The organism is Streptomyces sp. NBC_01622 (assembly GCF_045209635.1).
In the GTDB taxonomy this organism is placed as follows: Bacteria; Actinomycetota; Actinomycetes; order Streptomycetales; family Streptomycetaceae; genus Streptomyces.
Window position 1 is genome coordinate 7,928,409 of sequence record NZ_CP109293.1, and the last position, 23,665, is coordinate 7,952,073.

The 23,665-nt window shown below is 70.7% G+C and carries 23 protein-coding genes; 12 read left to right on the forward strand and 11 right to left on the reverse strand.

What is annotated here, in order from left to right; translation table 11 throughout:
* Positions 1-56 precede the first annotated feature (56 nt).
* The 4 genes from OH768_RS36700 to OH768_RS36715 form a co-directional block, all read right to left on the reverse strand.
* Complete coding sequence (locus OH768_RS36700) at positions 57-839, reverse strand: hypothetical protein (protein ID WP_406460252.1); 783 nt, start codon at positions 837-839, stop codon at positions 57-59.
* Positions 840-925: 86 nt separating this feature from the next.
* The gene (locus OH768_RS36705; RefSeq protein WP_406460253.1) at positions 926-1,840 is read right to left on the reverse strand and encodes an N-acetylmuramoyl-L-alanine amidase; all 915 of its coding nucleotides are present in this window, start codon (positions 1,838-1,840) and stop codon (positions 926-928) included.
* Positions 1,841-1,915: 75 nt separating this feature from the next.
* On the reverse strand, positions 1,916-2,566 hold the full coding sequence (locus OH768_RS36710) for a class I SAM-dependent methyltransferase (RefSeq protein WP_406460254.1): 651 nt from the start codon (positions 2,564-2,566) through the stop codon (positions 1,916-1,918).
* A 151-nt stretch (positions 2,567-2,717) separates the two neighbouring features.
* Positions 2,718-4,451: an MFS transporter gene (locus OH768_RS36715; RefSeq protein WP_406460256.1), complete on the reverse strand. Its 1,734-nt coding sequence runs from the start codon at positions 4,449-4,451 to the stop codon at positions 2,718-2,720.
* Between the two features lie 184 nt (positions 4,452-4,635).
* On the opposite strand from OH768_RS36715, the gene OH768_RS36720 reads away from it, so the two are divergent.
* The 5 genes from OH768_RS36720 to OH768_RS36740 all read left to right on the forward strand — a co-directional run bounded on the left by OH768_RS36720 (position 4,636) and on the right by OH768_RS36740 (position 9,819).
* Positions 4,636-5,826 carry a lipid-transfer protein gene (locus OH768_RS36720; protein WP_406460258.1) on the forward strand — a complete coding sequence of 397 codons (1,191 nt, stop codon included), beginning with the start codon at positions 4,636-4,638 and terminating at the stop codon, positions 5,824-5,826.
* A gap of 64 nt (positions 5,827-5,890) precedes the next feature.
* The gene (locus OH768_RS36725) at positions 5,891-7,354 is read left to right on the forward strand and encodes an MFS transporter (RefSeq protein ID WP_406460260.1); all 1,464 of its coding nucleotides are present in this window, start codon (positions 5,891-5,893) and stop codon (positions 7,352-7,354) included.
* A gap of 51 nt (positions 7,355-7,405) precedes the next feature.
* On the forward strand, positions 7,406-7,954 hold the full coding sequence (locus OH768_RS36730) for a SigE family RNA polymerase sigma factor (RefSeq protein WP_406460261.1): 549 nt from the start codon (positions 7,406-7,408) through the stop codon (positions 7,952-7,954).
* The gene (locus OH768_RS36735; RefSeq protein ID WP_406460263.1) at positions 7,954-8,787 is read left to right on the forward strand and encodes a hypothetical protein; all 834 of its coding nucleotides are present in this window, start codon (positions 7,954-7,956) and stop codon (positions 8,785-8,787) included. The genes OH768_RS36730 and OH768_RS36735 overlap by 1 nt, the downstream gene beginning before the upstream one ends.
* A 276-nt stretch (positions 8,788-9,063) precedes the next feature.
* Positions 9,064-9,819 (forward strand): class I SAM-dependent methyltransferase, encoded by a 756-nt coding sequence (locus OH768_RS36740; RefSeq protein ID WP_406460265.1) that lies wholly within the window; start codon positions 9,064-9,066, stop codon positions 9,817-9,819.
* Between the two features lie 7 nt (positions 9,820-9,826).
* Here the strand turns inward: OH768_RS36740 and OH768_RS36745 are convergent, their stop codons facing one another.
* The gene (locus OH768_RS36745) at positions 9,827-10,459 is read right to left on the reverse strand and encodes a response regulator (protein ID WP_406465596.1); all 633 of its coding nucleotides are present in this window, start codon (positions 10,457-10,459) and stop codon (positions 9,827-9,829) included.
* Positions 10,460-10,762: 303 nt separating this feature from the next.
* Between OH768_RS36745 and OH768_RS36750 the strand changes: the two genes are divergently transcribed.
* Positions 10,763-12,325 carry an alpha-L-arabinofuranosidase B gene (locus OH768_RS36750; protein WP_406460267.1) on the forward strand — a complete coding sequence of 521 codons (1,563 nt, stop codon included), beginning with the start codon at positions 10,763-10,765 and terminating at the stop codon, positions 12,323-12,325.
* On the opposite strand, the gene OH768_RS36755 is transcribed toward OH768_RS36750, so the two are convergent.
* Genes OH768_RS36755 through OH768_RS36765 form a run of 3 tightly spaced genes read right to left on the reverse strand, consistent with a single transcriptional unit; the run spans position 12,303 to position 15,219 of the window.
* Positions 12,303-13,574 carry a sensor histidine kinase gene (locus OH768_RS36755; protein ID WP_406460269.1) on the reverse strand — a complete coding sequence of 424 codons (1,272 nt, stop codon included), beginning with the start codon at positions 13,572-13,574 and terminating at the stop codon, positions 12,303-12,305. The two genes, OH768_RS36750 and OH768_RS36755, sit on opposite strands and share 23 nt — an antisense overlap.
* A 17-nt stretch (positions 13,575-13,591) precedes the next feature.
* Positions 13,592-14,308, reverse strand: a complete 717-nt coding sequence (locus OH768_RS36760; protein WP_406460270.1) for an ABC transporter permease — start codon at positions 14,306-14,308, stop codon at positions 13,592-13,594.
* Positions 14,305-15,219 (reverse strand): ATP-binding cassette domain-containing protein, encoded by a 915-nt coding sequence (locus OH768_RS36765; protein WP_406460272.1) that lies wholly within the window; start codon positions 15,217-15,219, stop codon positions 14,305-14,307. Before OH768_RS36765 ends, OH768_RS36760 begins: the two co-directional genes overlap by 4 nt.
* A 257-nt stretch (positions 15,220-15,476) precedes the next feature.
* On the opposite strand from OH768_RS36765, the gene OH768_RS36770 reads away from it, so the two are divergent.
* Genes OH768_RS36770 through OH768_RS36780 form a run of 3 tightly spaced genes read left to right on the forward strand, consistent with a single transcriptional unit; the run spans position 15,477 to position 18,413 of the window.
* Positions 15,477-16,337: a MaoC/PaaZ C-terminal domain-containing protein gene (locus OH768_RS36770; protein WP_406460274.1), complete on the forward strand. Its 861-nt coding sequence runs from the start codon at positions 15,477-15,479 to the stop codon at positions 16,335-16,337.
* 39 nt (positions 16,338-16,376) lie between these two features.
* The gene (locus OH768_RS36775) at positions 16,377-17,453 is read left to right on the forward strand and encodes a Zn-dependent alcohol dehydrogenase (protein WP_406460276.1); all 1,077 of its coding nucleotides are present in this window, start codon (positions 16,377-16,379) and stop codon (positions 17,451-17,453) included.
* Between the two features lie 9 nt (positions 17,454-17,462).
* Positions 17,463-18,413 carry a 3-oxoacyl-ACP reductase gene (locus OH768_RS36780; RefSeq protein ID WP_406460278.1) on the forward strand — a complete coding sequence of 317 codons (951 nt, stop codon included), beginning with the start codon at positions 17,463-17,465 and terminating at the stop codon, positions 18,411-18,413.
* A 72-nt stretch (positions 18,414-18,485) separates the two neighbouring features.
* Here the strand turns inward: OH768_RS36780 and OH768_RS36785 are convergent, their stop codons facing one another.
* Positions 18,486-18,644, reverse strand: coding sequence for a hypothetical protein (locus OH768_RS36785; protein WP_406460280.1), 159 nt, complete (start codon positions 18,642-18,644; stop codon positions 18,486-18,488).
* Positions 18,645-18,769: 125 nt separating this feature from the next.
* Positions 18,770-20,056: a hypothetical protein gene (locus OH768_RS36790; RefSeq protein WP_406460282.1), complete on the reverse strand. Its 1,287-nt coding sequence runs from the start codon at positions 20,054-20,056 to the stop codon at positions 18,770-18,772.
* A 197-nt stretch (positions 20,057-20,253) separates the two neighbouring features.
* On the opposite strand from OH768_RS36790, the gene OH768_RS36795 reads away from it, so the two are divergent.
* From OH768_RS36795 to OH768_RS36805, 3 genes are read left to right on the forward strand one after another with little or no spacing between them, the layout of a single operon-like run.
* Entirely contained in the window at positions 20,254-21,132 is an 879-nt protein-coding gene (locus OH768_RS36795; protein WP_406460284.1) for a Nif3-like dinuclear metal center hexameric protein, read from the forward strand.
* Complete coding sequence (locus tag OH768_RS36800; RefSeq protein ID WP_359613916.1) at positions 21,129-21,872, forward strand: C4-type zinc ribbon domain-containing protein; 744 nt, start codon at positions 21,129-21,131, stop codon at positions 21,870-21,872. The genes OH768_RS36795 and OH768_RS36800 overlap by 4 nt, the downstream gene beginning before the upstream one ends.
* Before the next feature lie 12 nt (positions 21,873-21,884).
* Positions 21,885-23,048: a bifunctional RNase H/acid phosphatase gene (locus tag OH768_RS36805; RefSeq protein WP_406460285.1), complete on the forward strand. Its 1,164-nt coding sequence runs from the start codon at positions 21,885-21,887 to the stop codon at positions 23,046-23,048.
* Here the strand turns inward: OH768_RS36805 and eda are convergent.
* On the reverse strand, positions 23,023-23,661 hold the full coding sequence (gene eda, locus OH768_RS36810) for a bifunctional 4-hydroxy-2-oxoglutarate aldolase/2-dehydro-3-deoxy-phosphogluconate aldolase (RefSeq protein ID WP_406460287.1): 639 nt from the start codon (positions 23,659-23,661) through the stop codon (positions 23,023-23,025). The two genes, OH768_RS36805 and eda, sit on opposite strands and share 26 nt — an antisense overlap.
* Between the last annotated feature and the right edge of the window lie 4 nt (positions 23,662-23,665).

The following is a 23,665-nucleotide window of genomic DNA, read 5'->3' on the forward strand; positions in this document are numbered from 1 at the left end:
TACGACAACGGCCCCCCACCCGGAAGGGCGAGGGGCCGTGGGAGACGGTGCGGGGCTCAGCCGCGCTGGATCCCTGACGTGTCTTGCAGTACGCCACGACGGCCGTCCTGCGTCTGTGCGATCAGCGCAGGACCGCGCTGCTCGACGGCCAAGTACCAGGTACCCGGCGCGAGTTCGGCGATCGGCGACGGCGAACCGTCCTCCCCGAACAGCGGCCGGGCCACCGGCACGGCGAACCAGAACGGCGAGAAGTCCCCGGCCGGAGGCGGCGTCGGCTGCGGCTGGGGCTGCCCGAACGGCTGCGCGGTCTGCGCCTGCTGCGGCGGAGTGCCGTACGACGGTTGCGGCGCACCGGCGCCCGGGTAGCCGTAACCACCGGGCGGCTGGGCGCCGTAGGGCTGCGGGGCGGCCGGCTTGGGGGCGGGGACGAGAGCGGCCTGGAGGGCCGGGACGAGCGGCGTCGCGACGGCGGCGCCGGCCAGGACGAGGGCGGCGATGAAGCCGAGGATGAGGCCTGCGCCGGCGCTGACGTTGTCCCCGACGTCGACCAGCGTCCAGAACAGGGCCCACGCGGTGAGAACCGTGAACGCCACGCCGACTGTTCCGAGGTCCAGGCCCAGGATCTTGCGCGGCTGGGGCAGGCTGCGGTTGACGACGATGAGAGCGGCACCGATGACGCCGCCCATGTAAGTGCCGAGGCCGTTACCGAGGCTCGTCCACGCGGTGATGTCCAGGTTGTACCCGTTGGCCGTGTAGAACTTGAGGAACGACGCGATGAAGAGCAATACCGCTGCCCCGATCACCACACCGTCGCCTCGTGTGAGGGAGCGGATATTCACTTCAGGTCCTTCGTAGGTCGTCTCGTCGTCGGTTGACCCTATCGTCCACCTTGCCAGGGTGTCCGCCCGGATCAGCCCACTGATCGCTACCCGCGCAGGAAACTCACGATTCCCTCAGAGATCCCCTGCGCCGCCGTCTGTCTCCAGGCGCCGTTCGTCAGCAGTGCGGCATCCTTGCTATCGCGCATATTGCCGCACTCGATGAACACTTTGGGAACCGTTGACAGATTGAGACCGCCCAGGTCCTTACGCGTGACGAGACCGGTGCCGTCGCCGACGTAGTTGGAAGGCTGTTCGCCCGTCGCGCGACGGTAGTCGCTCTCGATGTCGCGGCCGAGAACGGCGGACGGTGCGACGATCGCGCGGGTGTCGGCGGCGCCCGCGTGCACGGAGCCCGGCAGGATCACATGGAAGCCGCGGTCGCCGGCCGCTGCGCCGTCCGCGTGGATGGAGATCGCGGCGTCCGCGTGTGCGTTGTTGCCGATCTTCGCGCGCTCGTCGACACACGGTCCCCAGGCCGGGGAGCCGCCGTCGTGCGTCAGCTTCACCGTGGCGCCCTGCCGCTCCAGGATCTTCCGCAGCCGGTGGGACACGTCCATCGTGAACTGGGCTTCCGCGTAACCCGAGTTGGTGGACGTCCCGGTCGTGTCGCACTCCTTCCGGTTCGTGCCGATGTCCACCTTGCGGTTGATCTCGGCGGTGTGCTGGAAGTTGGTGACGTTGTGCCCCGGGTCGATGACGACGACCTTGCCCGTGAGGGGCCTGGAGTTCGGCGGCTTGTCGTCGTTCGACGCGGTGACAGAGGGCGAGGAGGACGCACCGGGCGCCGTGGCCGACGTACCGGCCGCCGCCCTGCCCGAGTCACCCGGGCCACCCACCGCCTCGTACACGAACCACCCGATCAGCGCCCCCGGCACCAGCGCGGCCAGCGCCACGGTCAGGGGGCCTCGACGGAAACGACGGGGCTGTGGAGGATCAAAGTCCGGACCTACGTACGACACGGAAGCCACCCTAGCCGTCTGACGGTGCGGTCCCGCCGAAGCGGCGGCAAGCGGCGCCAGGAGTCGCGGTCGACCTCAGATGCCGGTGCCTGTGCGCCGTAGCACCCGCAATGAGTCCGTCACCGACACCTCCGTGAACGCGCCCGAGTCCAGGGCCCGTTGGTACACGCGGTACGGGGCCTGCCCGGTGAACTCGTCCTCCGGGTCCGGGAACACGTCGTGGATGACGAGCAGCCCGCTCTCGGCGACATGCGGCGCCCAGCCCTCGTAGTCGGCGTTCGCGTGCTCGTCGGTGTGACCGCCGTCGATGAAGACGAGGGCGAGGGGAGTGCCCCACACGCGTGCCACTTGCGGCGACCGCCCGACGAGGGCCACCACATGCTCCTCCAGCCCGGCCTTGTGCAGCGTGCGCCGGAACGTGGGCAGCGTGTCCATCAGCCCGATCTCCGGGTCGACGGTCTCCGGGTCGTGGTACTCCCACCCCGGCTGCTGCTCCTCACTGCCCCGGTGATGATCGAGCGTGAGCACGGTGACACCGGCCGCGCGGGCGGCATCGGCGAGGAGGATGGTGGAGCGCCCGCAGTACGTCCCGACTTCCAGCAAGGGCAGCCCGAGGCTTCCGGCTTCTACGGCGGCGGCATACAGGGCCAGTCCTTCACCGACCGGCATGAACCCCTTCGAGGCCTCGAACGCGGCGAGGATTTCGGGCTTGGGTGCCAGGGGCATGCGGCGGTTCCTCCGGTAGGGACGAGCTTGTAGGCGCCCCTAGGCTACGTCTTTGTCTTTGTGCTTTTAGGGGCGCGGGGCTGTGTCGATATGCGGCTCCGCCGCGTGGGCGCGACCAGCCCCCACGCACCCGCACCCAACGAACTACCGATTACGCGCTAACCGTCTCCCCGGGCAACGACAGATCAAGGTCAACCGCAACCTCGTCACCACCGTGCGTCGCGGACGAGGCCAGCGGACCATGCCCGGTGGCACGCGCCGCCAGGACATACGCGCCCTGGGACGGGACCGCGAGGGCGTAGGTGCCGTCCTCGTCGGAGAGCGTCGCCCCCGCCTGCCGCCCCCGCCGGTCGATCAGCGTGACCTTGGCCCGCGCGACAGGCGAACCGTCGGCGCCCAGAACCCGCCCCCGGAAACCCCGCAGGATTTCCTCGGCGCGCTCCAGGTTGGCCTCCTCCTCGCTGCTGAAGTTCAGCTGCGGCGCCCGGTTCGGCTTGGGGAGGAACAGCGCCATCAGCAGGCCTACGGCGACCGCACCCGTCGCGATCATGAAGGACACCCGGAACCCGTGCATGGTGGGGATCGCGACCCCGCCCACATGGTTCGCGGTGTTCGCCAGCACCATGCCGATCACGGCGCTCGACACGGACGTACCGATGGACCGCATCAGGGTGTTGAGCCCGTTCGCCGCACCGGTCTCGGAGGCCGGCACCGCACCCACGATCAGCGCGGGCAGTGAGGAGTACGCGAGGCCGATGCCGGCGCCCAGGACGACCGCGATGACCAGGCTCTGCCAGGCCGCGCTCATCAGGCCGAGGCCGGCGCCGTAGCCGATGCCGATGATCAGCATGCCGAGGATCAGGGTGAACTTGGGGCCGTACTTCGCGGAGAGGCGGGCGTAGACGGGGGCCGTGAACATCATCGTCAGGCCCAGCGGCGCGACCAGCAGACCAGCGGTGACCATCGACTGGCCGAGACCGTAGCCCGTGGCCTTCGGCAGCTGGAGGAGCTGGGGCAGGACGAGGGAGACGACGTAGAAGGAGACGCCGACCATGATCGAGGCGAGGTTGGTGAAGAGGACCGCAGGGCGGGCCGTGGTGCGCAGGTCGACCAGCGGGGCCTTCAGCCGCAGCTCCATCACGCCCCACAGCAGCAGGACGACGGCCGCCGCGGCGAACAGGCCGAGCGTGGTGGTGGAGGTCCAGCCCCAGTCGCTGCCCTTGGTGATCGGCAGGAGGAAGAGGACGAGGCCGGCGGAGAGGCCGATCGCGCCGAGCACGTCGAAGGTGCCCTCGGCGCGCATCGGGGACTCCGGTACGACGAGGAGGGTGAGGGCGATGGCGAGGACACCGAGGCCGGCGGCGCCGTAGAAGAGGGCGTGCCAGTCGGCGTGCTGCGCGACCAGGGCGGCCAGCGGGAGGGCGAGACCGCCGCCGACGCCGATCGAGGAGCTCATCAGGGCCATGGCCGAGCCGAGCTTCTCGCGGGGCAGCATGTCGCGCATCAGGCCGATGCCCAGCGGTATCGCGCCCATCGCGAAGCCCTGGAGCGCACGGCCCGCGATCATCGTGAGGAGATCGCTGGTGAGGGCGCTGACGAGGGCGCCCACCACCATGATGGACAGGCTGGTGATCAGCATCCGCCGCTTGCCGAAGAGGTCGCCGAGGCGGCCCATGATCGGCGTGGCGACGGCTCCGGAGAGGAGCGTCGAGGTCAGGACCCAGGTGGCGTTGCTGGGCTCGGTGCTCAGCAGCTGCGGCAGGTCCTTGATGACCGGGACGAGCAGGGTCTGCATCACCGCGACAACGATGCCCGCGAAGGCGAGCACCGGCACGATGGCGCCGGACGGCCTCCGTGCGGGCTGTTCGGTCGACGTGTGCGTCATGGAGTGAGGCCTCCAGGCCGTAAGTGTGAGGTGATCCGTGCGGGATAAGTGCACGGTAAACCTCGTATGCATGGGCAACTATTCCGATGCTTCGGCGTACTAACGAATTCTTGACCGTCCCATGAATATCTGACCCTCCGTCACCCCTGGCCATTTACTGGAACGTGTTCTAATCTCGCCCGCCATGAAGGCCTATGTCGCCGGCGTCGGGATGACCAGGTTCGAGAAGCCGGAGAGCCGGGAGTGGCAGTACTGGGACATGGTGCGGGAGGCGGGGAGCGCCGCCCTCGCGGACGCCGGGATCTCCTACGGCGACGTAGAACAGGTTCCGATCGGCTACTGCTTCCAGCCCTCGACCGCCGGCCAGCGCGCCGCCTATGAACTCGGTCTCACCGGCATCCCCGTCTACAACGTCAACAACAACTGCGCGACGGGGTCGACCGCCCTGATGCTCGCCCGCCAGTTCGTCGAGGGCGGAGCCGCCGACTGCGTACTGGCGGTGGGCTTCGAGAAGATGAAACGCGGCGCGCTCGGCGGGGGCACGGACGGCGGCGACTTCGCCACGTCCCCCGTCGCCCGCCACTACGGCATCATGGCCGCCCGGCACGGCTTCGAGATGACCCCGCCCACCGCCCAGATCTTCGGCGACGCGGCCCGCGAACACATGGAGAAGTACGGCACGACCGAGGCCCAGCTCGCCGCCGTCGCCGCCAAGAACCACCGCCACTCCGCGCACAACCCCTACGCCCAGTTCCAGGACGTCTACGACGTCGACGACATCCTCGCGGCCCGGGTCGTCCACCACCCGCTGACGAAACTCCAGTGCTCACCGACCTCGGACGGGGCCGCGGCGGCGGTCGTCGTCTCCGAACGCTTCGCGCAGGAACGCGAGTTGAGGGGGTCTCCCGTCGAGATCGTCGCCCAGGCGATGACCACCGACACCGAGGACTCCTTCGCCTCCGGCTCCTGCGTCGACGTCGTCGGACAGCCCATGTCCCGGGCCGCCGCCCGCCAGGTCTACGAACGGTCCGGACTCGGCATCGAGGACGTGGACGTCGTAGAACTCCACGACTGCTTCTCGATCAACGAACTGCTGACGTACGAGGCCCTCGGCATGTGCGAACCCGGGGAGTCCGGGAAGCTCGTCGAGTCCGGGGGTACGACCTACGGCGGGCGGTGGGTGGTCAACCCGTCCGGCGGGCTGATCTCCAAGGGGCATCCGCTGGGGGCCACCGGGATCGCCCAAGTCGCCGAGCTTGTGTGGCAGTTGAGGGGAACGGCGGGGGAGCGGCAGGTGCCCGGGGCCGAGGTGGGGCTCGCCCACAACATCGGGCTGGGCGGGGCGGCGGTGGTCACCTTGCTGCGGGCGACGTAGGTCCTACGGCGGTGGTACGGCTGAGGCGAAATGCCGATGCCAGGGGCGTGGGCCGGTTGACAGTATGACGACCATGCCCCGAGCCGCTGATGTCTCCCGAATATCCCGCCTGTCCAGCAAGGGCGCGGCACCGCCCGCCTGGCTGGTCGTGGCGCTCGCGTGCGCCGGACAGTTCCTCGTCGTGCTCGACGTGTCCGTGGTCAACGTGGCGCTGCCGTCGATGCGGACCGACCTGGGCATGAGCGCGTCCGGACTGCAGTGGGTGGTCAACGCGTACGCCATCGCCTTCGCGGGGTTCATGCTGCTCGGCGGGCGCGCCGGTGACCTCTACGGCCGCAAACGGATGTTCCTGGTCGGGCTCGCGCTGTTCACCCTGGCCTCCCTGTGCGGCGGCCTCGCCCAGGACGGCTGGCAGCTCCTGCTCGCCCGGGCCGTACAGGGACTCGGCGCCGCGGTGCTGGCGCCCTCGACGCTGACGATCGTCACCTCGGCGGTGTCGGAGGGCGCGGCCCGCGCCCGGGCCATCGCCACCTGGACCGCGGTCGGCGCGGGCGGCGGGGCCGCCGGCGGACTCGTCGGCGGAGTGCTCGTGGACACGCTGTCGTGGCGATGGGTGCTGCTGATCAACGTGCCCGTCGGCGCTGTCGTTCTGCTCAGCTCACTGCGGTGGCTCCCGGAGAGCCGGGCCGGGGACGGGCGACGACTCGACCTGCCCGGTGCCGTCCTGGTCACGGCGGGCCTCGGGGTGCTGGCGTACGGGATTTCACAGACCGAGGCCGAGGGCTGGACGGCCACGGCCACCCTGCTGCCGCTGGCCGCCGGACTCGCGCTGGTCGCGCTCTTCCTGATCGTCGAGGCCCGCACGGCGGCTCCGCTGATGCCGCTCGGACTGTTCCGGTCGCGGGCGGTGTCGTCGGCCAACGCGGCGATGTTCCTGAGCGGTTCCGCGATGTTCTGTATGTGGTTCTTCATGACGCTGTACGCGCAGAACGTCCTCGGGTACACCCCGCTGGAGGCCGGGCTCGCACTGGTACCGAGCTCCCTGGCCGTTCTCGTTGGCTCCAAGTCCGCGCCCCGCTTCATGCCGGCCCTCGGCGCGCGCAACGTGGCCGTCCTCGGGACGCTGATCGCGGCGGTCGGCTTCGGCTGGCAGTCGCTGATGACCGCGCGGGGCGACTACCTCACCGAGATCATGCTCCCCGGAATCCTGATGATGCTGGGCGCGGGCCTGACCGCCACCCCGCTCGCCGCGCTCGCCACGTCCGGGGCCGCGCCGGGCGAGGCCGGTCTCGTCTCCGGGCTGATCAACACCTCGCGCACGATGGGGGGTTCGCTGGGCCTCGCCGTGATGTCGACGATCGCGGCGGCGCGGACGGCGAGCAGCGGCGGGAGTACGCGGGAGGCGCTGACGGAGGGGTACGCGCTGGCGTTCCGTACGGGAGCGGGGGTGCTGCTCGGCGGGGTGGTGCTGATGGTGGTGTGGCTGCCGTGGGTTTCCAGGAGAATCTCGACGAGTTCTGCGGGATGAGGCAACGGTCCGGGCGGCTCATGGACTCCTTTAGACATCTAGGAGGTGCCCATGGGGGATCGCAAGGAGGCTCGGGGGACTCGGGATGACGAGTTCCAGAGCTTCGTCATCGGCCGCTGGCCGCGGTTGATGCGGACGGCATTTCTTCTTACGGGGGAGCAGCACGCCGCGGAGGACCTGGTCCAGTCGACGTTGGAGCAGGTCTTCGTGGCCTGGCGCAAGGTCGGCTCGGCGGACGATCCGGAGGCGTACGTACGGCGCGTGATGATCAACGCCCACGCACGCAAACACCGCAGACGGCTCAAGGAGTTCCTGGCCCCGAAGGACGACTCGGGACTGGTGCGCGAGATCGCCGACACCGGTGACCGCATCGCCCAGGCCGAGGACCGCAACGCCCTGCTCAAGGCGCTGGCCCAACTCCCCGCGAGGCAGCGGGAGGCGGTGGTGCTGCGGTACTGGGAGGACCTCACCGAGACACAGACGGCACAGGCGATGGGCTGTTCCGTCGGCGCGGTGAAGAGCAACGCGGCCAAGGGGATCGCGAAACTCCGCGCCATACCAGGACTCGCCGAGACGGTGACGCAGGGAGGGCCGAAGTGATGAGCGCGGACCGGGAGACGAACCACACCATGACGGACAGAGACATCGCCCTCCTGCTGGCCGACGCGGCGGACGGGGTCGAGATCGGCATAGCCCCCTACCAGGCGGTGATCCGCGGCGGCCGTCGCCGCCGGGCCCGCCGCTGGGCGCTCGCCACGGCCGCGGCACTGGTGATCACGGGCGCGTCGGGCACCCTGGCCCTGGCCTCGCTGCGTGACGGGAGCGGCGCGGAGGTGACACCCGCGGTGACCCAGAAGCCGACCCGGCCGTCGACACCGGAGGAGCGGCATGTGTACACGCCGCAGGAGACGATGCTCGGGGCGGGCACCGAGAAGGGCCAGCAGTGGTACGTCACGGTCGATGTGTGGGGCGCCCCCCTCACAAAGGCGGAGGCCCAGGCCCAACTGCTGGCCATGTCCAACCGCCACGAGGAGCCCTGGGACAAGGACAAGGCGTCCGCACTGGTCGGCAAGATCACGTACTTCGTACGGCGGACGTACGGGAGCGGAGCCCCGAGTCTCCTGATGGGTGACTCGGCCTCCCCTCAGGACACCATGGCGGGCACGGACCTCAAGTCGGGCGCGTCCACCCTGGACCCGAAGAAGACCGACGGCCCCCAGCGTCTGGTGGTCGGCCAGGTAGCCAGGACCGCGCAGACGGTCCTCTGCACCTGGAAGGGCGGCACGTCCACCGAGGCCCGCAGGGTGGCCGCGGGCGCCGACGTCAACAGCGACGAAGCGACGATCCGCCCGGTGGCCGGCTCTCCGGACAACTGGTTCGTGTGTGTCGGGGCGGAGGGGGCGATGTTCGACTCGGTGAAGGTGACGAAGTAGCACGGCGCCTCGGGCGAACCGGCGCCGTGGAAAAGTGCGGTCGCCGTGGCCGGGAAGGCCACCCCGACGGCCCTCGGGCGGGGTGCCGGCAGGGGTTCGGTGCGGTGCCGGAGTGACGTCCTCGCGGCGCCGACTCCGGGCCCGCACAGGGGCGTTGACGGTATCCGCGTGAGCGTCCCGGATGGGGGATGACCTGGGCTTCCGGCCCGTTCGACTCTACGCTCGACGCCTCGGGGAGCCGGATAGTCGGAGTGGGGGGACCGGATGGAGGACCGGATGGACCAGAACCGGCACAGGCGGGACATACGCACGGTCGACGACGTACTTCGGCTTCTGGACGGGCTGTTCGCGCCGGAGGCCGATCGTTGGAGTTCTCGGGGTGCCTCCTGGTGGGACAGCTTCTATGCCGATCGGGACAGGGCGGTGCCGTTCTTCGTGGCGAAGCCGGACGAGAGTCTGGCCGGGTATCTCGACCGGGGGCTGATACCCGGGGATGGCCGTGCCCTGGACCTGGGGTGCGGTCCGGGGCGCAACGCTCTTCAACTCGCCGCGTGGGGCTTCGAGGTAGACGGAGTGGATCTGTCGCCCGCGGCTGTCGCGTGGGCAGAGGAGAGAGCCCGTGACTCGGGAGCCCGGGTCCGGTTCCACTGCGGAGACGCGTTCGCCCTCGCCCCCACCGAACTCCCCGGCCCCTACGACCTCGTCTACGACTCCGGCTGCTTCCACCACCTGCCCCCGCACCGGCGCGTCAGCTACCTCGCCCTGCTGGACCAAGTCCTCGCCCCCGGCGGTCACTTCGCGCTCACCTGTTTCGCGGCAGGCGGGATGGGCTCGGAGCTGCCCGACTCCGAGTTCTACGGTGGTTCCGGTCTGCAGGGCGGACTGGCCTACACGGCCGACGAGTTGCGGTGGATTTTCGGGGACCTGGAGGTGGTCGAGCTGCGTCGGATGTGGGACGAACCCGCCGAATCCCCGTGCTTCGGGGAGGACTTCCTCTGGACGGCACTCTTCCGCCGAGCCCCTGAGGTGTAGGGCGGGGCTACAACCACCCCTGTTGCCGGGCCTCCCGCATCGCTTCCATGCGGTTGCGGGTGGCTGTTTTGCCGATGGCGGAGGAGAGGTAGTTGCGGACGGTGGACTCGGAGAGGTGGAGCTTCGTGGCGATGTCGGAGACCGTCGCGCCGTCGACCGAGGCCTTGAGGACGTCGCATTCGCGGGCGGTCAGCGGGTTCGGGCCCGCGCTCAGCGCGGCGGCGGCAAGGGCCGGGTCGATGACCGTGTCGCCGGTCAGGACGCGGCGGATCGCGGCGGCCAGGTCCTCCACCGGGCCGTCCTTCACCAGGAAGCCGGCCGCGCCCGCCTCCATCGCCCGGCGGAGATAGCCGGGGCGGCCGAAGGTGGTGAGGATCAACACCCGGCAGTCGGGGGCCTGTTCGCGGAGTTCGGCGGCGGCGTCCAGGCCGCTCATGCCGGGGAGTTCGATGTCCAGCAGGGCGACATCGGGGCGGTGGGTCAGGGCCGCGTCCACGATCGCGTCGCCCCTCCCGACCTGGGCGACGACCTCCAGGTCCGCCTCCATGCCGAGCAGCAGGGCGAGGGCGCCGCGCATCATGCCCTGGTCCTCGGCGAGCAGCACTCTGACGGACTTGGCGGGCCGGTGCTCCCGGGGCATCTCATCCACGGGGCAAGCGTAAGGCCCGGAGCGGATATCAAAAACTCTTCATTGTTCGCGTCCGTGAGTCTTGACGGCCTTCGGCTGCGGGCAAACAATCGCTTCGGCATTCCGCCGACATCCTGGAATTCCCCGAGCCGGGCCGCTTTCGGAAAACTTTCGACAGTTCGACATTTCGATCGCGAATTGGTTCGGCATTTCGATCGAACGACGTCCGGTATATCGAACATCGCCCATCCCGCCCGCTCCTCCGGATGCCGGCCACCCGCACCGCCCTACCAGAAGCAGAAAAAGAGGTGCACCGTGTTCTTGAGACTCCTCCGCACTCGGCCGCGCCGGCTGAGAAACGCGACCCTGGCCGCACTGTCGGCGCTCGTGACCGTCCTCGCACTCGCCGTAGGTGTTCCGCAGGCGTCGGCCGCCACCTCGCTCCCGTGCGACATCTACGCCACCGCCGGGACACCGTGCGTCGCCGCGCACAGCCTCGTCCGGGCGCTCTACTCGTCGTACAACGGCTCGCTGTACCAGGTGCAGCGCGCCTCCGACAGTGCCACCGCGAACATAGGCCTGCTGACGGCCGGGGGATACGCCAACGCGGCGGCCCAGGACTCGTTCTGTTCCGGAACGACGTGCATCATCACCAAGATCTACGACCAGTCCGCGCGCCACAACGACCTCACGATCGAGGGTGCGGGCGGGGCCGGCGTGGCCGATGTCGGGTCGCCCGCGGACGCCCTGCCGGTGACCGTCGGCGGGCATCAGGTCTACGGCCTGGAGATCTCGGCCGGTATGGGCTACCGCGACAACTCCACCTCGGGCGTGGCCACCAACGGCGCCGCCGAGGGGATGTACATGGTGACCTCGGGCACCCACGTCAACGGCAGTTGCTGCTTCGACTACGGCAACGCCGAGACCAACAACCAGGACACCGGCAACGGTCACATGGACGCGATCAACTTCGGTACCGAGTGCTGGTTCGCGCCCTGCTACGGCAGCGGTCCCTGGGTGCAGGCCGACCTGGAGAACGGGCTGTTCCAGTCGGACTCCGGGTACAGCAAGAACACGGCGAACACCGGCACCGGAGCGATACCGTTCGTCACCGCTTTGCTGAAAAACAACGGTCAGGACCATTTCGCGCTGAAATACGGAAACGCGCAGTCGGGGAGTCTCACGACCACCTATTCCGGGGGTGAGCCCACCACGAGCGGTTACTCGCCCATGCACCAGGAGGGCGCGATCGTCCTGGGCACCGGCGGCGACAACAGCAACGGCTCCATCGGCTCGTTCTTCGAGGGCGTCATGACGGCCGGCATCCCGACGGACGCCGCCGACAACTCCGTACAGGCCAACATCGTGTCCGTCGGCTACGGCGGCTCGACCGGCACCACCGGCACGCTCGCGGCCGGTTCGGAGATCTCGCTGCGGGCGACCACCTCGTGCTGCACGGCCGACTACATCCGCCACCAGAACAACGCGGCGGTCCTCTCGGCCATCACGTCGAGCAGTTCGGCGCTCGACAAGGGCGACGCCACCTGGATCGTCCGCCGGGGCCTGGCCGACAGTTCCTGCTACTCCTTCGAGTCGCGGAACTACCCCGGCGACTTCCTGCGGCACTACAACTACCAGCTCTACCGCCAACCCATGGTCGGCACCGCGCAGTTCAGACAGGACGCCACGTTCTGCTCGTCGACCGGCAAGAGCGGCACGGGCACCTCGTTCGCGTCGTACAACTACCCGACCAGATACCTCCGGCACTACAACTACAACCTCTACATAGCGAGCGACGGCGGCTCGAACGCCTTCGACAGCGCCACCTCGTGGACGGACGACGTGAGTTGGGTCGTCACGGCTCCCTGGGCGCCGTAGCCACGACTGAGGACGTCAAGTCCGCCTGCTCCACCGGGAGTTCGGCGGTCACCGTGAAACCGCCGCGCGGCGACGGGCCGGCCCGCAGGGAGCCGCCCGCCGCCGCGAGGCGTTCCGTGAGGCCCTTCAGACCGGTGCCGCCGATGCCGTCGGCGGAACCGGACACGGAGGAGTCGCCCGGACCGTCGTCCGCGACCGTCAGGCGGGCGCGGTCCAGGACGCCGTCGAGGGTGATCTCGCAGCGGGTCGCGCCGCTGTGCCGTACGACGTTGGTGACCGCCTCGCGGACCACCCAGCCGAGCAGGGCCTCGGTCTGCGGGGTCAGCGGCGGGCCGGACTGGCGGACCACCGGGTCGATGTCGGCGGCGGACAACGCGGAGCGGGCGCGGTCCAGTTCGGTGGCGAGGCTGCCCTCGCGGTAGCCGGTGACGGCCTCGCGGATCTCGGTGAGCGCCTGCCGGCCGACGGCCTCGATGTCGGTGATCTGGCCGAGCGCGGCCTCCATGTCACGGGGTGCGAGGCGCCGGGCCGCCTCCGACTTCACCACGATCACCGAGAGGGTGTGCCCGAGCAGGTCGTGCAGGTCGCGGGAGAAGCGCATGCGTTCCTTCTCGACCGCGCGGCGGGCCAACTCCTCGCGGGCGGCGCGCAGTTCGCGTACGGCCTCGGAGAGGGAGAGGATCGCCGCGGTCACCATCGTCGACAGAAAGGTGCCGTAGGCGACGTTGATCGCGTCCCAGCCCGCCCGGAACACGGAGACCGCCGCCGCGAGCGCGGTCAGCGCGAGGCCGACCTGGCCGAGGCGCGGGCCACGCAGGCAGGCGCCGGTGGCAAGGCCGAGCAGCGGGAAGAAGTACAGCCAGCTGCCGCCGTAGCCGAGGGCGAGGCCGCAGGTGACCAGGCCCATCACGACGAGTGCCACCCGGGTCGAGACCGCCTCGCGCATCTCCTTCACGAAGGAGCGGAACACCACATAGATGTAGAGGGAGTTGAAGGCCAACAGGCCCAGGCCGCCGATCCAGGGGTTGGAGGTCTTGCCCTGGAGGAGGTTGGAGAAGGAGCCCAAACCCATCAGCAGCCACGGCAGCAGGGAGAAGCCGGTCGGCGGCGGGCCGGGGTTCTCGGGCCACTCGCCCCTGCGGCGCGCCTCCTTCTGCGCGACCTTGAACTCCGCCATGTCGGCCCGCCACCGGGCCCGTGCCGCCCGCCAGGCGCGGACCTGGCACCTGATCCCTCGCATCCAGGACATCTTTCTCGCTCCCCCGGTCACACGGTCCGCCCGGTCCGGCGGTACGCCAGCACAGCGTACGAACCGAACGCGAGCAGCCAGGCCGTCAGCACCACGATCGCGCCGAGTGCCGGGGCGTGCCCGTCGGCGACGGAGGTGCCGAGCTGGGCGAAGCGGTTGGTGGGCGTGTACTTCGAGATCGCGCGCAGCCAGCCGGGGAACAGGCTGATCGGGAACCACAGGCCGCCGATCACCGCGAGCCCCAGGTTGCAGGCCATGTTGGCGACGCCGGTGGTCTGGGAGGTGAGGCCGTAGCCGTTGGCGAGGCCGAGGAGGGTGAAGGGGACCGAGCCCAGCCACAGCAGCAGCGCGATCGCCGCCCACTGCCAGGCGTCGAGTCGTACGCCGTTGACCAGGCCGCCCGCCGCGAGCACCGCGACGATCGCCGGCAGCACGGTCACCGAACCGGTCAGCGCGCGGCCCAGGACGACCTGGCGCGGGGTCATCGGCGTCACCCGCAGCTGCCGCAGCCAGCCGATCGCCCGGTCCTCGGCGACCCCGCCGCCGGTGTTGAGCGCGGAGCCGACCGCACCGTAGGCGGCCATGCCGACCATGGCCGTGGCCTGGTAGCCGCTGTCGTCACCGCCGAGGTTCGTGAAGAGCAGATACATCATCACGGGCATCGCGATCCCACCGATCACGAAGCCGATGTCGCGCAGGGTCCGGCGGACTTCGAGGCGCAGGTAGTCGATCATCGGACCGTCTCCAGTTCACGTGCCGTCAGGGCGAGGAACGCGTCGTCAAGAGACGCCGGGGTGACCTCCAGGCCGTGGATCGCGTCCAGGTCCGCCAGTGCGCGTACCGTCGCGTCCGAGTCGTCGGTGCGCAGCAGGGCGCGGTCGCCGCGTATCTCCAGGGTGCGTACGCCGGGGAGCTGGGCCAGGCCCTCGGTGGGGCGGCCCGCCAGGTCGATGGTGACGAGGTTGCCGCCGGCCGCCCGCTTGAGCTGTTCGCCGGTGCCGTCGGCGACGATCCGGCCGCGGTCGATGACGACGATCCGGTCGGCGTGCGCGTCGGCCTCCTCCAGGTAGTGGGTGGAGAACAGGACGGTGTGGCCGCGCCGTGCGTACGCCCGCATCGACTGCCAGAACGCGTGCCGCGCCTCCACGTCCAGCGCGGCGGTCGGCTCGTCCAGCACGATCAGCGACGGGTTCCCGGCCAGCGCCACGGCGAACCGCACCCGCTGCGTCTGCCCGCCCGACAGCCGGTCCACCCGCCGCCCGGCCAGCTCGCCGATCCCGGCCAGCGCCAGGGCCCGCGCGACGGGCATCGGCGCCGGATAGCGCCGGGCGACGAACGCGACCAGCTCGCCGACGGTGACCCGGGGCACCGCCCGCGCCTCCTGCAGCATCGCCCCGACCAGGCCACCTCGTACGGCCGACTCCGGTGCCGCGCCGAACAGTTCTACCGTGCCGGCGTCGGGCGCGTTCAGCCCGAGCAGCAACGAGATCGCCGTCGACTTGCCCGCGCCGTTGCAGCCGAGCAGTGCGACCGTCTCGCCGCGCCCGATCTCCAGGTCCACCCCGTCGACGGCGCGCACCGTGCCGAAGGTCTTGACCGCCCCCGTGAAGGACACCGCGTGCTCTGTCCCACCTGTCTGTGTCATGGCTACGACGCTACGAACCCGCACCCCCTGTCCGGCAGATGCGCATGTACGGACTCGGGCAGGACAAATGTCACCGGTCCTCAGCGGTGGCACGCGGACCTGACACAGTGTCAGGAGCCTTCACAACTGCCGGGTGCTGGGCTATACAAGGGTCGCCGGACTGGAACGCGTTCTAGGTCGGCCCGTGACGACCTCGGTGCGGCCGACGGTGCGGACGGCCGCACCGAGGTCTTCGACCACCGGCGATCAGGAGCCCCATGCCCATCGACGCAGCCCTGGCCCTCGCGGCCGAACCCCGGACCGGCGAGATCTCCTGGACCACCAAGGACGTCCAGCTCTACCACCTCGGCCTCGGCGCGGGCACCCCGGCGACCGACCCCGACGAGCTGCGCTACACCCTGGAGTCCCGGCTGCACGTCCTGCCCAGCTTCGCCACCGTCGCGGGCAACGGCTCACCCGGCGTGATCAGCGGTCTGTCCATGCCCGGCATCGAGGTCGACCTCGCCCGCGTCCTGCACGGCGGCCAGTCCCTCCGCCTGCACCGCCCCATCCCGGCGAAGGGCACCGCGACCAGCACCGGCCGTATCGCCGCCGTGTACGACAAGGGCAAGGCGGCCGTCCTCGTCATGCGCACCGAAGTAGCGGACGCCGACGGCCCGTTGTGGACCAACGACGCGCAGATCTTCGTACGGGGGGAGGGCGGCTGGGGTGGCGACCGCGGCCCCTCCACCCGACTCGAACCCCCAACGGACGCCCCCGACAAGGTGGTTGAGCGCCACATCCGCGAGGACCAGGCCCTCCTCTACCGCCTCTCCGGCGACTGGAACCCGCTGCACGCCGACCCCGAGTTCGCCAAGGTAGCCGGGTTCGACCGGCCCATCCTGCACGGGCTGTGCACCTACGGCATGACGCTCAAGGCCGTCGTCGACACCCTGCTCGACGGCGATGTCACCCGGGTGCGCGGCTACGACACCCGGTTCGCCGGAGTCGTCTTCCCCGGCGAGACGCTGCGCATCCGCATGTGGCGGCAGGGCGACGCCGAAGTGCGGGTCGCGGTGAGCGCCGTGGAGCGGGACGACGCACCCGTCCTCGCCGACACGACCGTCGAACACGCCTGAGCCAGGCCAGAGTTGACCAGAGTTGAGGGGAGCCGCGCCATGCGCGCAGCCGTACTGCACGAGATAGGCCAGGACAAACTGGAAGTCCTCGACGACGTCGAGACGACGGGCTTCGGGCCCGGCCGGGTCAGGATCCGGGTGCGCGCCACGGGGCTGTGCCACTCGGACCTGTCCGCGATGGCAGGCGTACTGCCGCAGCCCGCCCCGTTCGTGCCCGGCCACGAGGGCGCCGGCGAGATCCTCGAAGTCGGCGAGGGCGTAAGCCACTTGAAGCCCGGCGACCGGGTCGTCGTCTGCTGGCTGCCGGCCTGCGGCGTGTGCGCCGCCTGCAAGCGCGGCCAGACCCAGCTGTGTCTGGCCGGGTTCATGAACGCGGGCACCCCCAACTTCAAGCGCCCCGGCGGCGAAGTGTTCGGCTTCGCGGGCACCGGCACCTTCGCCGAGGAGGTCGTCGTCGACGCCGGCTGCGCCGTGCCGATCCCCGACGACGTGCCCTTCGACATCGCGGCCCTCATCGGCTGCGGGGTCACCACCGGACTCGGCGCCGCCCTCAACACCGCAGATGTGGAGGCCGGTTCGTCGGTCGCCGTGATCGGCTGCGGGGGCGTCGGCATCTCCGCGATCCAGGGCGCCCGGCTCAAGGGCGCCGCCGAGATCGTCGCCGTCGACCCGGTCGCCTCGCGCCGCGAGGCAGCGCTCAAGTTCGGTGCCACGAAGGCGGTTTCACCGGACGAGCTGCCCGCCGCCAAGCAGGAGGTCACCGCAGGCGAGGGCTTCGACTACGTCTTCGAGGTCGTCGGCCGCTCCGCCACCGCCCGCACCGCCTACGAGAACACCCGCCGCGGCGGCACCCTCGTCGTCGTCGGAGCGGGCGCGCTCGACGACTTCCTCCAACTCAACATGTTCGAGCTGTTCTTCGACGAGAAGCGCATCCTGCCCTCGATGTACGGCGGGGGAGATGTGCTGCGTTCCTACGAGCGCACGATCGCCCTGTGGCGGGCGGGCCGCGTCGACCTGGAGGGCCTGATCACCCACCGGGTGCCGCTCGCCGACATCAACGAGGCCCTGGACCAGATGCGTTCGGGGACGGCCCTGCGTACGTGCATCGAGATCTGAGGGCTGGGCATGACGTTGCCACTTGAGGGTCTCGCCGCGATCGTCACCGGCGCCGGACGCGGGCTCGGCCGGGCCGAGGCGCTCGAACTCGCCCGGCTCGGCGCGGCCGTGGTCGTCAACGACTACGGGCAGCCGGGCCGGGACGGCTCCGGCGAGGCCTCCGCGGGCCCCGCCGAACGGGTCGCCGCCGAGATCCGCGAGGCGGGCGGCCGGGCCGTCGCCCACACCGGTGACGTGGCCGACACCCAACAGGCCAGCGAACTGGTCGAGTTGGCGATCGACGAGCTCGGCGGGCTCGACATCCTCGTCAACAACGCGGGCATCCTGCGCGACCGCATGGTCTTCTCCATGACGGAGGGCGAGTGGGACTCGGTGATCCGGGTCCACCTCAAGGGCCACTTCAACACGACCCACTTCGCGTCCGCGCACTGGCGCAGGCGGTCCAAGGAGACGGGCGCGCCGGTGTACGGGCGGATCGTGAACACCTCGTCCGAGGCGTTCCTCGCCGGTTCCGCCGGACAGCCCAACTACGCGGCGGCGAAAGGCGGAATCGTCGGCCTGACCACCTCCACGGCCCTCGCGCTGGCCAAGTACGGCGTCACCGCGAACGCCATCTGCCCGCGCGCCCGCACCCGGATGACCGAGGACGTCTTCGCCGGTTTCCAGGAGCCCGACGACGGCCTCGACCCCCTTGCCCCCGAGCATGTCGCCCCGCTCGTCGGCTACTTGGCCTCACCCGCCGCCGCACGGATCAACGGACAGCTGCTCGTCGTGCACGGCGGCATGGTCGCGATCGTCGAACGCCCGCACGTGCAGGCCAAGTTCGACAGCAAGCAGGACACCTTCACCTACGACGAGCTGGACGCCGTACTCACTCCGCACTACGCCCGGCGGCCGGCGGAGGAGACGTTCGCGGCGGCCGAGGTGCTCGGGCTCAAGCGGGAGTCCGGCTCGGCATGACAAAGGGCCCCGCTCGTCCGGAGACGAGCGGGGCCGTGTCGTGCTCAGTGACGCAAGCGGTCTGACGTACCGTCAGGCGTTCGCGTACTCGGACTGCTCGGACGGCTTGCGGTGACGGCCGTGGGCGGCAGCGTCGCCGTCCTGCGCCGAGACCGGGCCCCGGTGCCTGCCGTGGCCGGAGGTGTCCTGGGCGTCGGCGGACATCGTCTGTGCGGTGCTCGTGTCGTTCATCGGAAACTTCACCCCGTAGTAACAAGATCCTTCATACAGCTCGGCGATCTTATCCAGCCGTTCCCGGGGTGACGCGCGACGGCCTGCCGTCCGGAACGACTTCGTTACCGACCCGCACCACTTCGTTACCCGACCGCCACCCGGCCTTTGAGCGGAGCCTCCCGCAACGGCACCGGACGCGGTGCGACCGGCACCGGAGGATCCGGTTCCGACGGTTGCGACGGCTCCGGCGCGGCCTCCCCAGGCGCGCCGGCCGTCCCGTCCCGAACCGGATCCTCCGGGCGTGTATCCCCCGTACCCCCCATTTCCCCCGCCATTCCAGGGTTCCCCCCGACCCCCGAGCCCCCGTGGCCCCCGTTGTCCCCCGCCCCCCTGGGCACCGCCAGCCGCAGCACACCGCACGGTTCGTCCCGTGTGGCGTACGGCAGTTGCAGCACCCCGTCCTCGCTCCACAGCCCGGCGCCCGCCAACCACCCCTCGGGCGCCGGGAGTTGGAGCAGCTGCCGGTCCGAGGGCCGCCATACGCCGAGCCAGCTGCCGGCCGGCCCGTCGATGCGCAGCGCCACCCCGCAGTTCTCCGGCGTCAGCACCTGTCCCGGCTGGATCGCGAACGGTGTCACCGTGCAGTCCGGCACTCGCAGGCACTCAGGGAAGCGCACCGGCAGCGTGGAGCCGATCACCCCCCAGCCCAGCCGCTCCTCCCGCCCGGGCGACGGCGCGTCCGAGCGGATGAGGAGCAGTCCGCTGTCGGGGTCGGCCGCGAGCAGCCGGTCGTCGCTGTCCGCCGCGATCTGCAGCAGCGGCGACACCTCCCCGTCCCGCTCCAGATCCACCACGATCGCCTTGGTCCGCCCGCCGACCTCCCGGTCCAGCGCCAGCATCCGCCCCGCCCGGTCCAGCCAGACCCCGCCCGAACACCGCCCCGGGATCATCGCGAGATGCTCAGGACCGAACGCCCCGCCCGCCACCAGCCACACGGCGGTCGAACGCCGGCCCACGGCGAGGGCGTACGCCTTCTCGCCCCCCGGCGCGGGCGGCAGCAGCCGCAGCCGGGTGTCCGGGTCCGGGCACTCGACCGCGCCGAGCGGCAGCTCACCGGTGCCCGGGCCGGTCGGGTAGAGCAGCGAGAACGTGTGCCGCCCGTCGACCAGCCGCCGGATGAGCACCCGCCCGTCGCCCATCGGCTGCACCTCGCTGCCGGGCTCCTCCGGCTGGTTGCCGGGCAGCGGCACGGCGTACGGCTCGGGGCCGTCCAGGGTCCACCGCTCCGGGAACAGACAGTCGCCGGCCGGCGCCAGGCGGGCGGCGTACGCCCCGTCCGCGGTGATCGCACACGCGGTGCCCCCGGCACCATCAGTCCGCGTCTCCCCGTCCTCGTCCGCCGCCGTGGGCTCGATCGCACAGGCCGTCATGGTTCGGTCACCTCCGGCGACGAAACTAGTTTTCGTACGTACGGACGTGGGACCGATGAGCAGCCTCATCACACATAAGGATGGCCAAGTAACGATTCGCCTGAGGAAACGGGGGCGGGTGTGCTGAACGGGGTCGTAGGCCGGGTACGGCCGCTTCAGCGGTTCAGCCGATCGGTCCAGCCAGGTAGCCTTTCCCCGTGCCCCGTCAGTCCGTACCCCGCCTGTCCGAAGTCGTCGCCGCGCTGGAGAACCTGTGGCCCGCCGAGCGGGCCGAGTCCTGGGACGCGGTCGGCACGGTCGTGGGCGACCCGGAACAGGACGTCACGCGCGTGCTGTTCGCCGTCGACCCGGTCCAGGAGATCGTCGACGAAGCCGTGAAGTTGGGCGTAGACCTGCTGGTCACCCACCACCCCCTCTACCTCCGCGGTACGACCACGGTCGCGGCCTCCACCTTCAAGGGCCGCGTGGTGCACACCCTGATCAAGCACGACATCGCGCTGCACGTCGCCCACACCAACGCCGACCGCGCCGACCCGGGAGTCTCCGACGCCCTCGCGGGCGCGCTCGACCTCCGTGTCGTACGACCCCTCGTGCCGGACCCCACCGACCCGGAAGGCCGCCGGGGCCTGGGCCGCGTCTGCGAGCTGGACCACCCGCTCACCGTCCACGAACTCGCCGCCCGCGCCGCCGAGCGCCTGCCCGCCACCGCGCAGGGCATCCGCGTCGCCGGCGACCCCGACGCCCCGGTCCGCACGGTCGCCGTCAGCGGCGGCTCCGGCGACAGCCTCTTCGACGACGTACGCGCGGCGGGCGTCGACGCCTTCCTCACCGCGGACCTCCGCCACCACCCCGCGGCAGAATTCATTGCGGATCGCGCCCACAGTCCTCTCGCGCTGCTCGACGCGGCGCACTGGGCCACCGAGTGGCCCTGGTGCGAGCTGGCCGCCGCCCAGCTCGACGAGATCTCCGACCGCGAGGGATGGGGCCTGCGGGTCCACGTCTCCAAGACGGTCACCGACCCCTGGACCGCCCACGCGGCGTCCACCACACCTGACTCAATGGGAGCCCCCAACTGAACGCCGCGCCCGCCGACCAGATCCGACTTCTCGACGTCCAGGCCCTCGACGTACGCCTCCAGCAGCTCGCGCACAAGCGCAACTCGCTGCCCGAGCACGCCGAGATCGACGCGCTGACCAAGGACCTCACGCAGCTGCGCGACCTGCTCGTGGCCGTGCAGACCGAGGAGAGCGACTGCGCCCGCGAGCAGACCAAGGCCGAGCAGGACGTCGACCAGGTCCGCCAGCGTGCCACCCGCGACCAGCAGCGGCTCGACTCCGGGGCCGTCACCTCGCCCAAGGACCTGGAGAACCTCCAGCGCGAGATCGTCTCCCTAGCCAAGCGCCAGGGCGACCTGGAGGACATCGTCCTTGAGGTCATGGAGCGCCGTGAGTCCGCGCAGGAGCGCACCGCCGAACTGACCGAGCGAGTCGGTTCCGTGCAGGGCAAGATCGACGACGCGACCGCCCGCCGCGACGCCGCCGCCGAGACCCTCGACGCGGACGAGGCCAAGGCCGAGAAGGAGCGCGAGGTCATCGCGGCCACCATCCCCGCGGACCTCCTCAAGCTCTACGACAAGCTCCGCCAGCAGCAGGGCGGCATCGGCGCGGCCAAGCTCTACCAGCGCACCTGCCAGGGCTGCCGCCAGGAGCTCGCCATCACCGACATCAACGAGATCCGCGCGGCGGCCCCCGACACGGTGGTCCGCTGCGAGAACTGCCGCCGCATCCTGGTGCGCACGTCCGAGTCGGGTCTGTAAGGGGTTAACGGCGTGCGGGAGTTCATCGTCGAGGCAGACGGCGGTTCCCGGGGCAACCCGGGGCCCGCGGGCTACGGCAGCGTGGTCATCGACGCGACGACGGGGGAGACCCTGGTGGAGGCGGCCGAGTACATCGGCGTCGCCACGAACAACGTCGCCGAGTACCGCGGCCTGCTTGCGGGCCTGCGCGCCGCCCACGCCCTGGACCCCGCCGCCCGGATCCATGTCCGCATGGACTCCAAGCTGGTCGTGGAACAGATGTCGGGCCGCTGGAAGATCAAACACCCCGACATGAAGCCGCTGGCGGCGGAGGCGGGTGCGGTGTTCCCGGCGGACCGGGTGACGTACGAGTGGATCCCGAGGGCGCAGAACAAACACGCGGACAGGCTGGCGAACGAGGCGATGGACGATGGGGCGAAGCCCCTCCAGGGGCGCGGGGAACTGCGCGACCAGCCCCCACCGGCCGCAACTGTGACGACAACCGACAAGACTGACGTCCGCGCCGCACGCAACGTAGCCTCCCCCAGCGCGGGTTGGGCCCCCGCAGACATGGGCGCCCCCGCCACCTTCGTCCTCCTCCGCCACGGCGAAACCCCCCTCACCCCCCAGAAGCGCTTCTCCGGCAGCGGCGGCACCAACCCCTCCCTCTCACCCGTAGGCCAGGACCAAGCCGCCCGCGCGGCAACCGAGTTGGCGGCCCGGGGCACCATTCAGCACATCCTCGCCTCCCCCCTCACCCGCACCCGCGAGACCGCCGCGGCCGTGGCGGAGCGCCTCGGTCTGGACGTGACGATCGAAGAGGGCCTGCGCGAAACGGACTTCGGCGCCTGGGAGGGCCTCACCTTCGCCGAGGTCAGGGAGCGCTACCCGGACGACCTGACGACCTGGCTGGCCGACCCGACGGCCCAACCCACGTGCGGCGGCGAGAGTTTCGCGGCCACGGCAACCCGTATCGCCGCCACCCGCGACAAGCTGATCGCGGCCTACGCGGGCCGCACGGTCCTGCTCGTCACGCACGTCACGCCGATCAAGACGTTCGTCCAACTCGCCCTGGGCGCCCCGCCGGAGTCCCTGTTCCGCATGGAACTCTCGGCTGCCTCCCTGTCCGCGGTGGCGTACTACGCGGACGGCAACGCGAGCGTACAGCTGTTCAACGACACGTCCCACCTGCGCTGAGCGTCGCCGCCTCGCGGGCCAGCGCCTCGATCCGCCCCCAGTCCCGCGCGGCCACCGCGTCCGCCGGGATCATCCAACTCCCGCCCACACAGCCGACGTTGGGCAACGCCAGGTATTCCGGCGCCGAGTCGATCCCTATCCCACCGGTGGGACAGAACCGCGCCTGCGGCAACGGCCCGGCCAGCGACCTGAGATAGGCCGTACCGCCCGCCGCCGCAGCCGGGAAGAACTTCATCTCCCGCACCCCGCGCTCCAGCAGCGCGACAACCTCCGACGTCGTCGACACCCCGGGCAGGAACGGCACTCCGGACCCCCGCATCGCCTCCAGCAGCAGCTCCGTCCACCCGGGGCTCACCAGGAAACCCGCCCCCGCCGCCACCGACTCCTTCACCTGCCCCGGAGTCAGCACCGTCCCCACTCCGACCACGGCCCCCGACACCTCGTCCGCGATCGCCCGCAGCGCCTCCAGCGCGGCCGGCGTCCGCAACGTCACCTCGATCGCCGGCAACCCCCCGGCGACCAGCGCCCGCGCGAGCGGTACGGCGTCGGCCGCGTCCTCGATGACGACGACGGGCAGAACGGGAGCGAGATCGAGCAGTGAGGAGGAGACCATGACC

Coding starts and splice junctions, on each gene's coding strand:
- OH768_RS36720 (WP_406460258.1), top strand. CDS start 4,636: ATGAAGGCCTATGTCGCCGGCGTCGGGATGACCAGGTTCGAGAAGCCG.
- eda (WP_406460287.1), bottom strand. CDS start 23,661: ATGGTCTCCTCCTCACTGCTCGATCTCGCTCCCGTTCTGCCCGTCGTC.
- OH768_RS36760 (WP_406460270.1), bottom strand. CDS start 14,308: ATGATCGACTACCTGCGCCTCGAAGTCCGCCGGACCCTGCGCGACATC.
- OH768_RS36765 (WP_406460272.1), bottom strand. CDS start 15,219: ATGACACAGACAGGTGGGACAGAGCACGCGGTGTCCTTCACGGGGGCG.
- OH768_RS36785 (WP_406460280.1), bottom strand. CDS start 18,644: ATGAACGACACGAGCACCGCACAGACGATGTCCGCCGACGCCCAGGAC.
- OH768_RS36730 (WP_406460261.1), top strand. CDS start 7,406: ATGGGGGATCGCAAGGAGGCTCGGGGGACTCGGGATGACGAGTTCCAG.
- OH768_RS36775 (WP_406460276.1), top strand. CDS start 16,377: ATGCGCGCAGCCGTACTGCACGAGATAGGCCAGGACAAACTGGAAGTC.
- OH768_RS36735 (WP_406460263.1), top strand. CDS start 7,954: ATGAGCGCGGACCGGGAGACGAACCACACCATGACGGACAGAGACATC.
- OH768_RS36790 (WP_406460282.1), bottom strand. CDS start 20,056: ATGACGGCCTGTGCGATCGAGCCCACGGCGGCGGACGAGGACGGGGAG.
- OH768_RS36725 (WP_406460260.1), top strand. CDS start 5,891: ATGACGACCATGCCCCGAGCCGCTGATGTCTCCCGAATATCCCGCCTG.
- OH768_RS36710 (WP_406460254.1), bottom strand. CDS start 2,566: ATGCCCCTGGCACCCAAGCCCGAAATCCTCGCCGCGTTCGAGGCCTCG.
- OH768_RS36740 (WP_406460265.1), top strand. CDS start 9,064: ATGGACCAGAACCGGCACAGGCGGGACATACGCACGGTCGACGACGTA.
- OH768_RS36755 (WP_406460269.1), bottom strand. CDS start 13,574: ATGTCCTGGATGCGAGGGATCAGGTGCCAGGTCCGCGCCTGGCGGGCG.
- OH768_RS36780 (WP_406460278.1), top strand. CDS start 17,463: ATGACGTTGCCACTTGAGGGTCTCGCCGCGATCGTCACCGGCGCCGGA.
- OH768_RS36715 (WP_406460256.1), bottom strand. CDS start 4,451: ATGACGCACACGTCGACCGAACAGCCCGCACGGAGGCCGTCCGGCGCC.
- OH768_RS36745 (WP_406465596.1), bottom strand. CDS start 10,459: ATGCCCCGGGAGCACCGGCCCGCCAAGTCCGTCAGAGTGCTGCTCGCC.
- OH768_RS36770 (WP_406460274.1), top strand. CDS start 15,477: ATGCCCATCGACGCAGCCCTGGCCCTCGCGGCCGAACCCCGGACCGGC.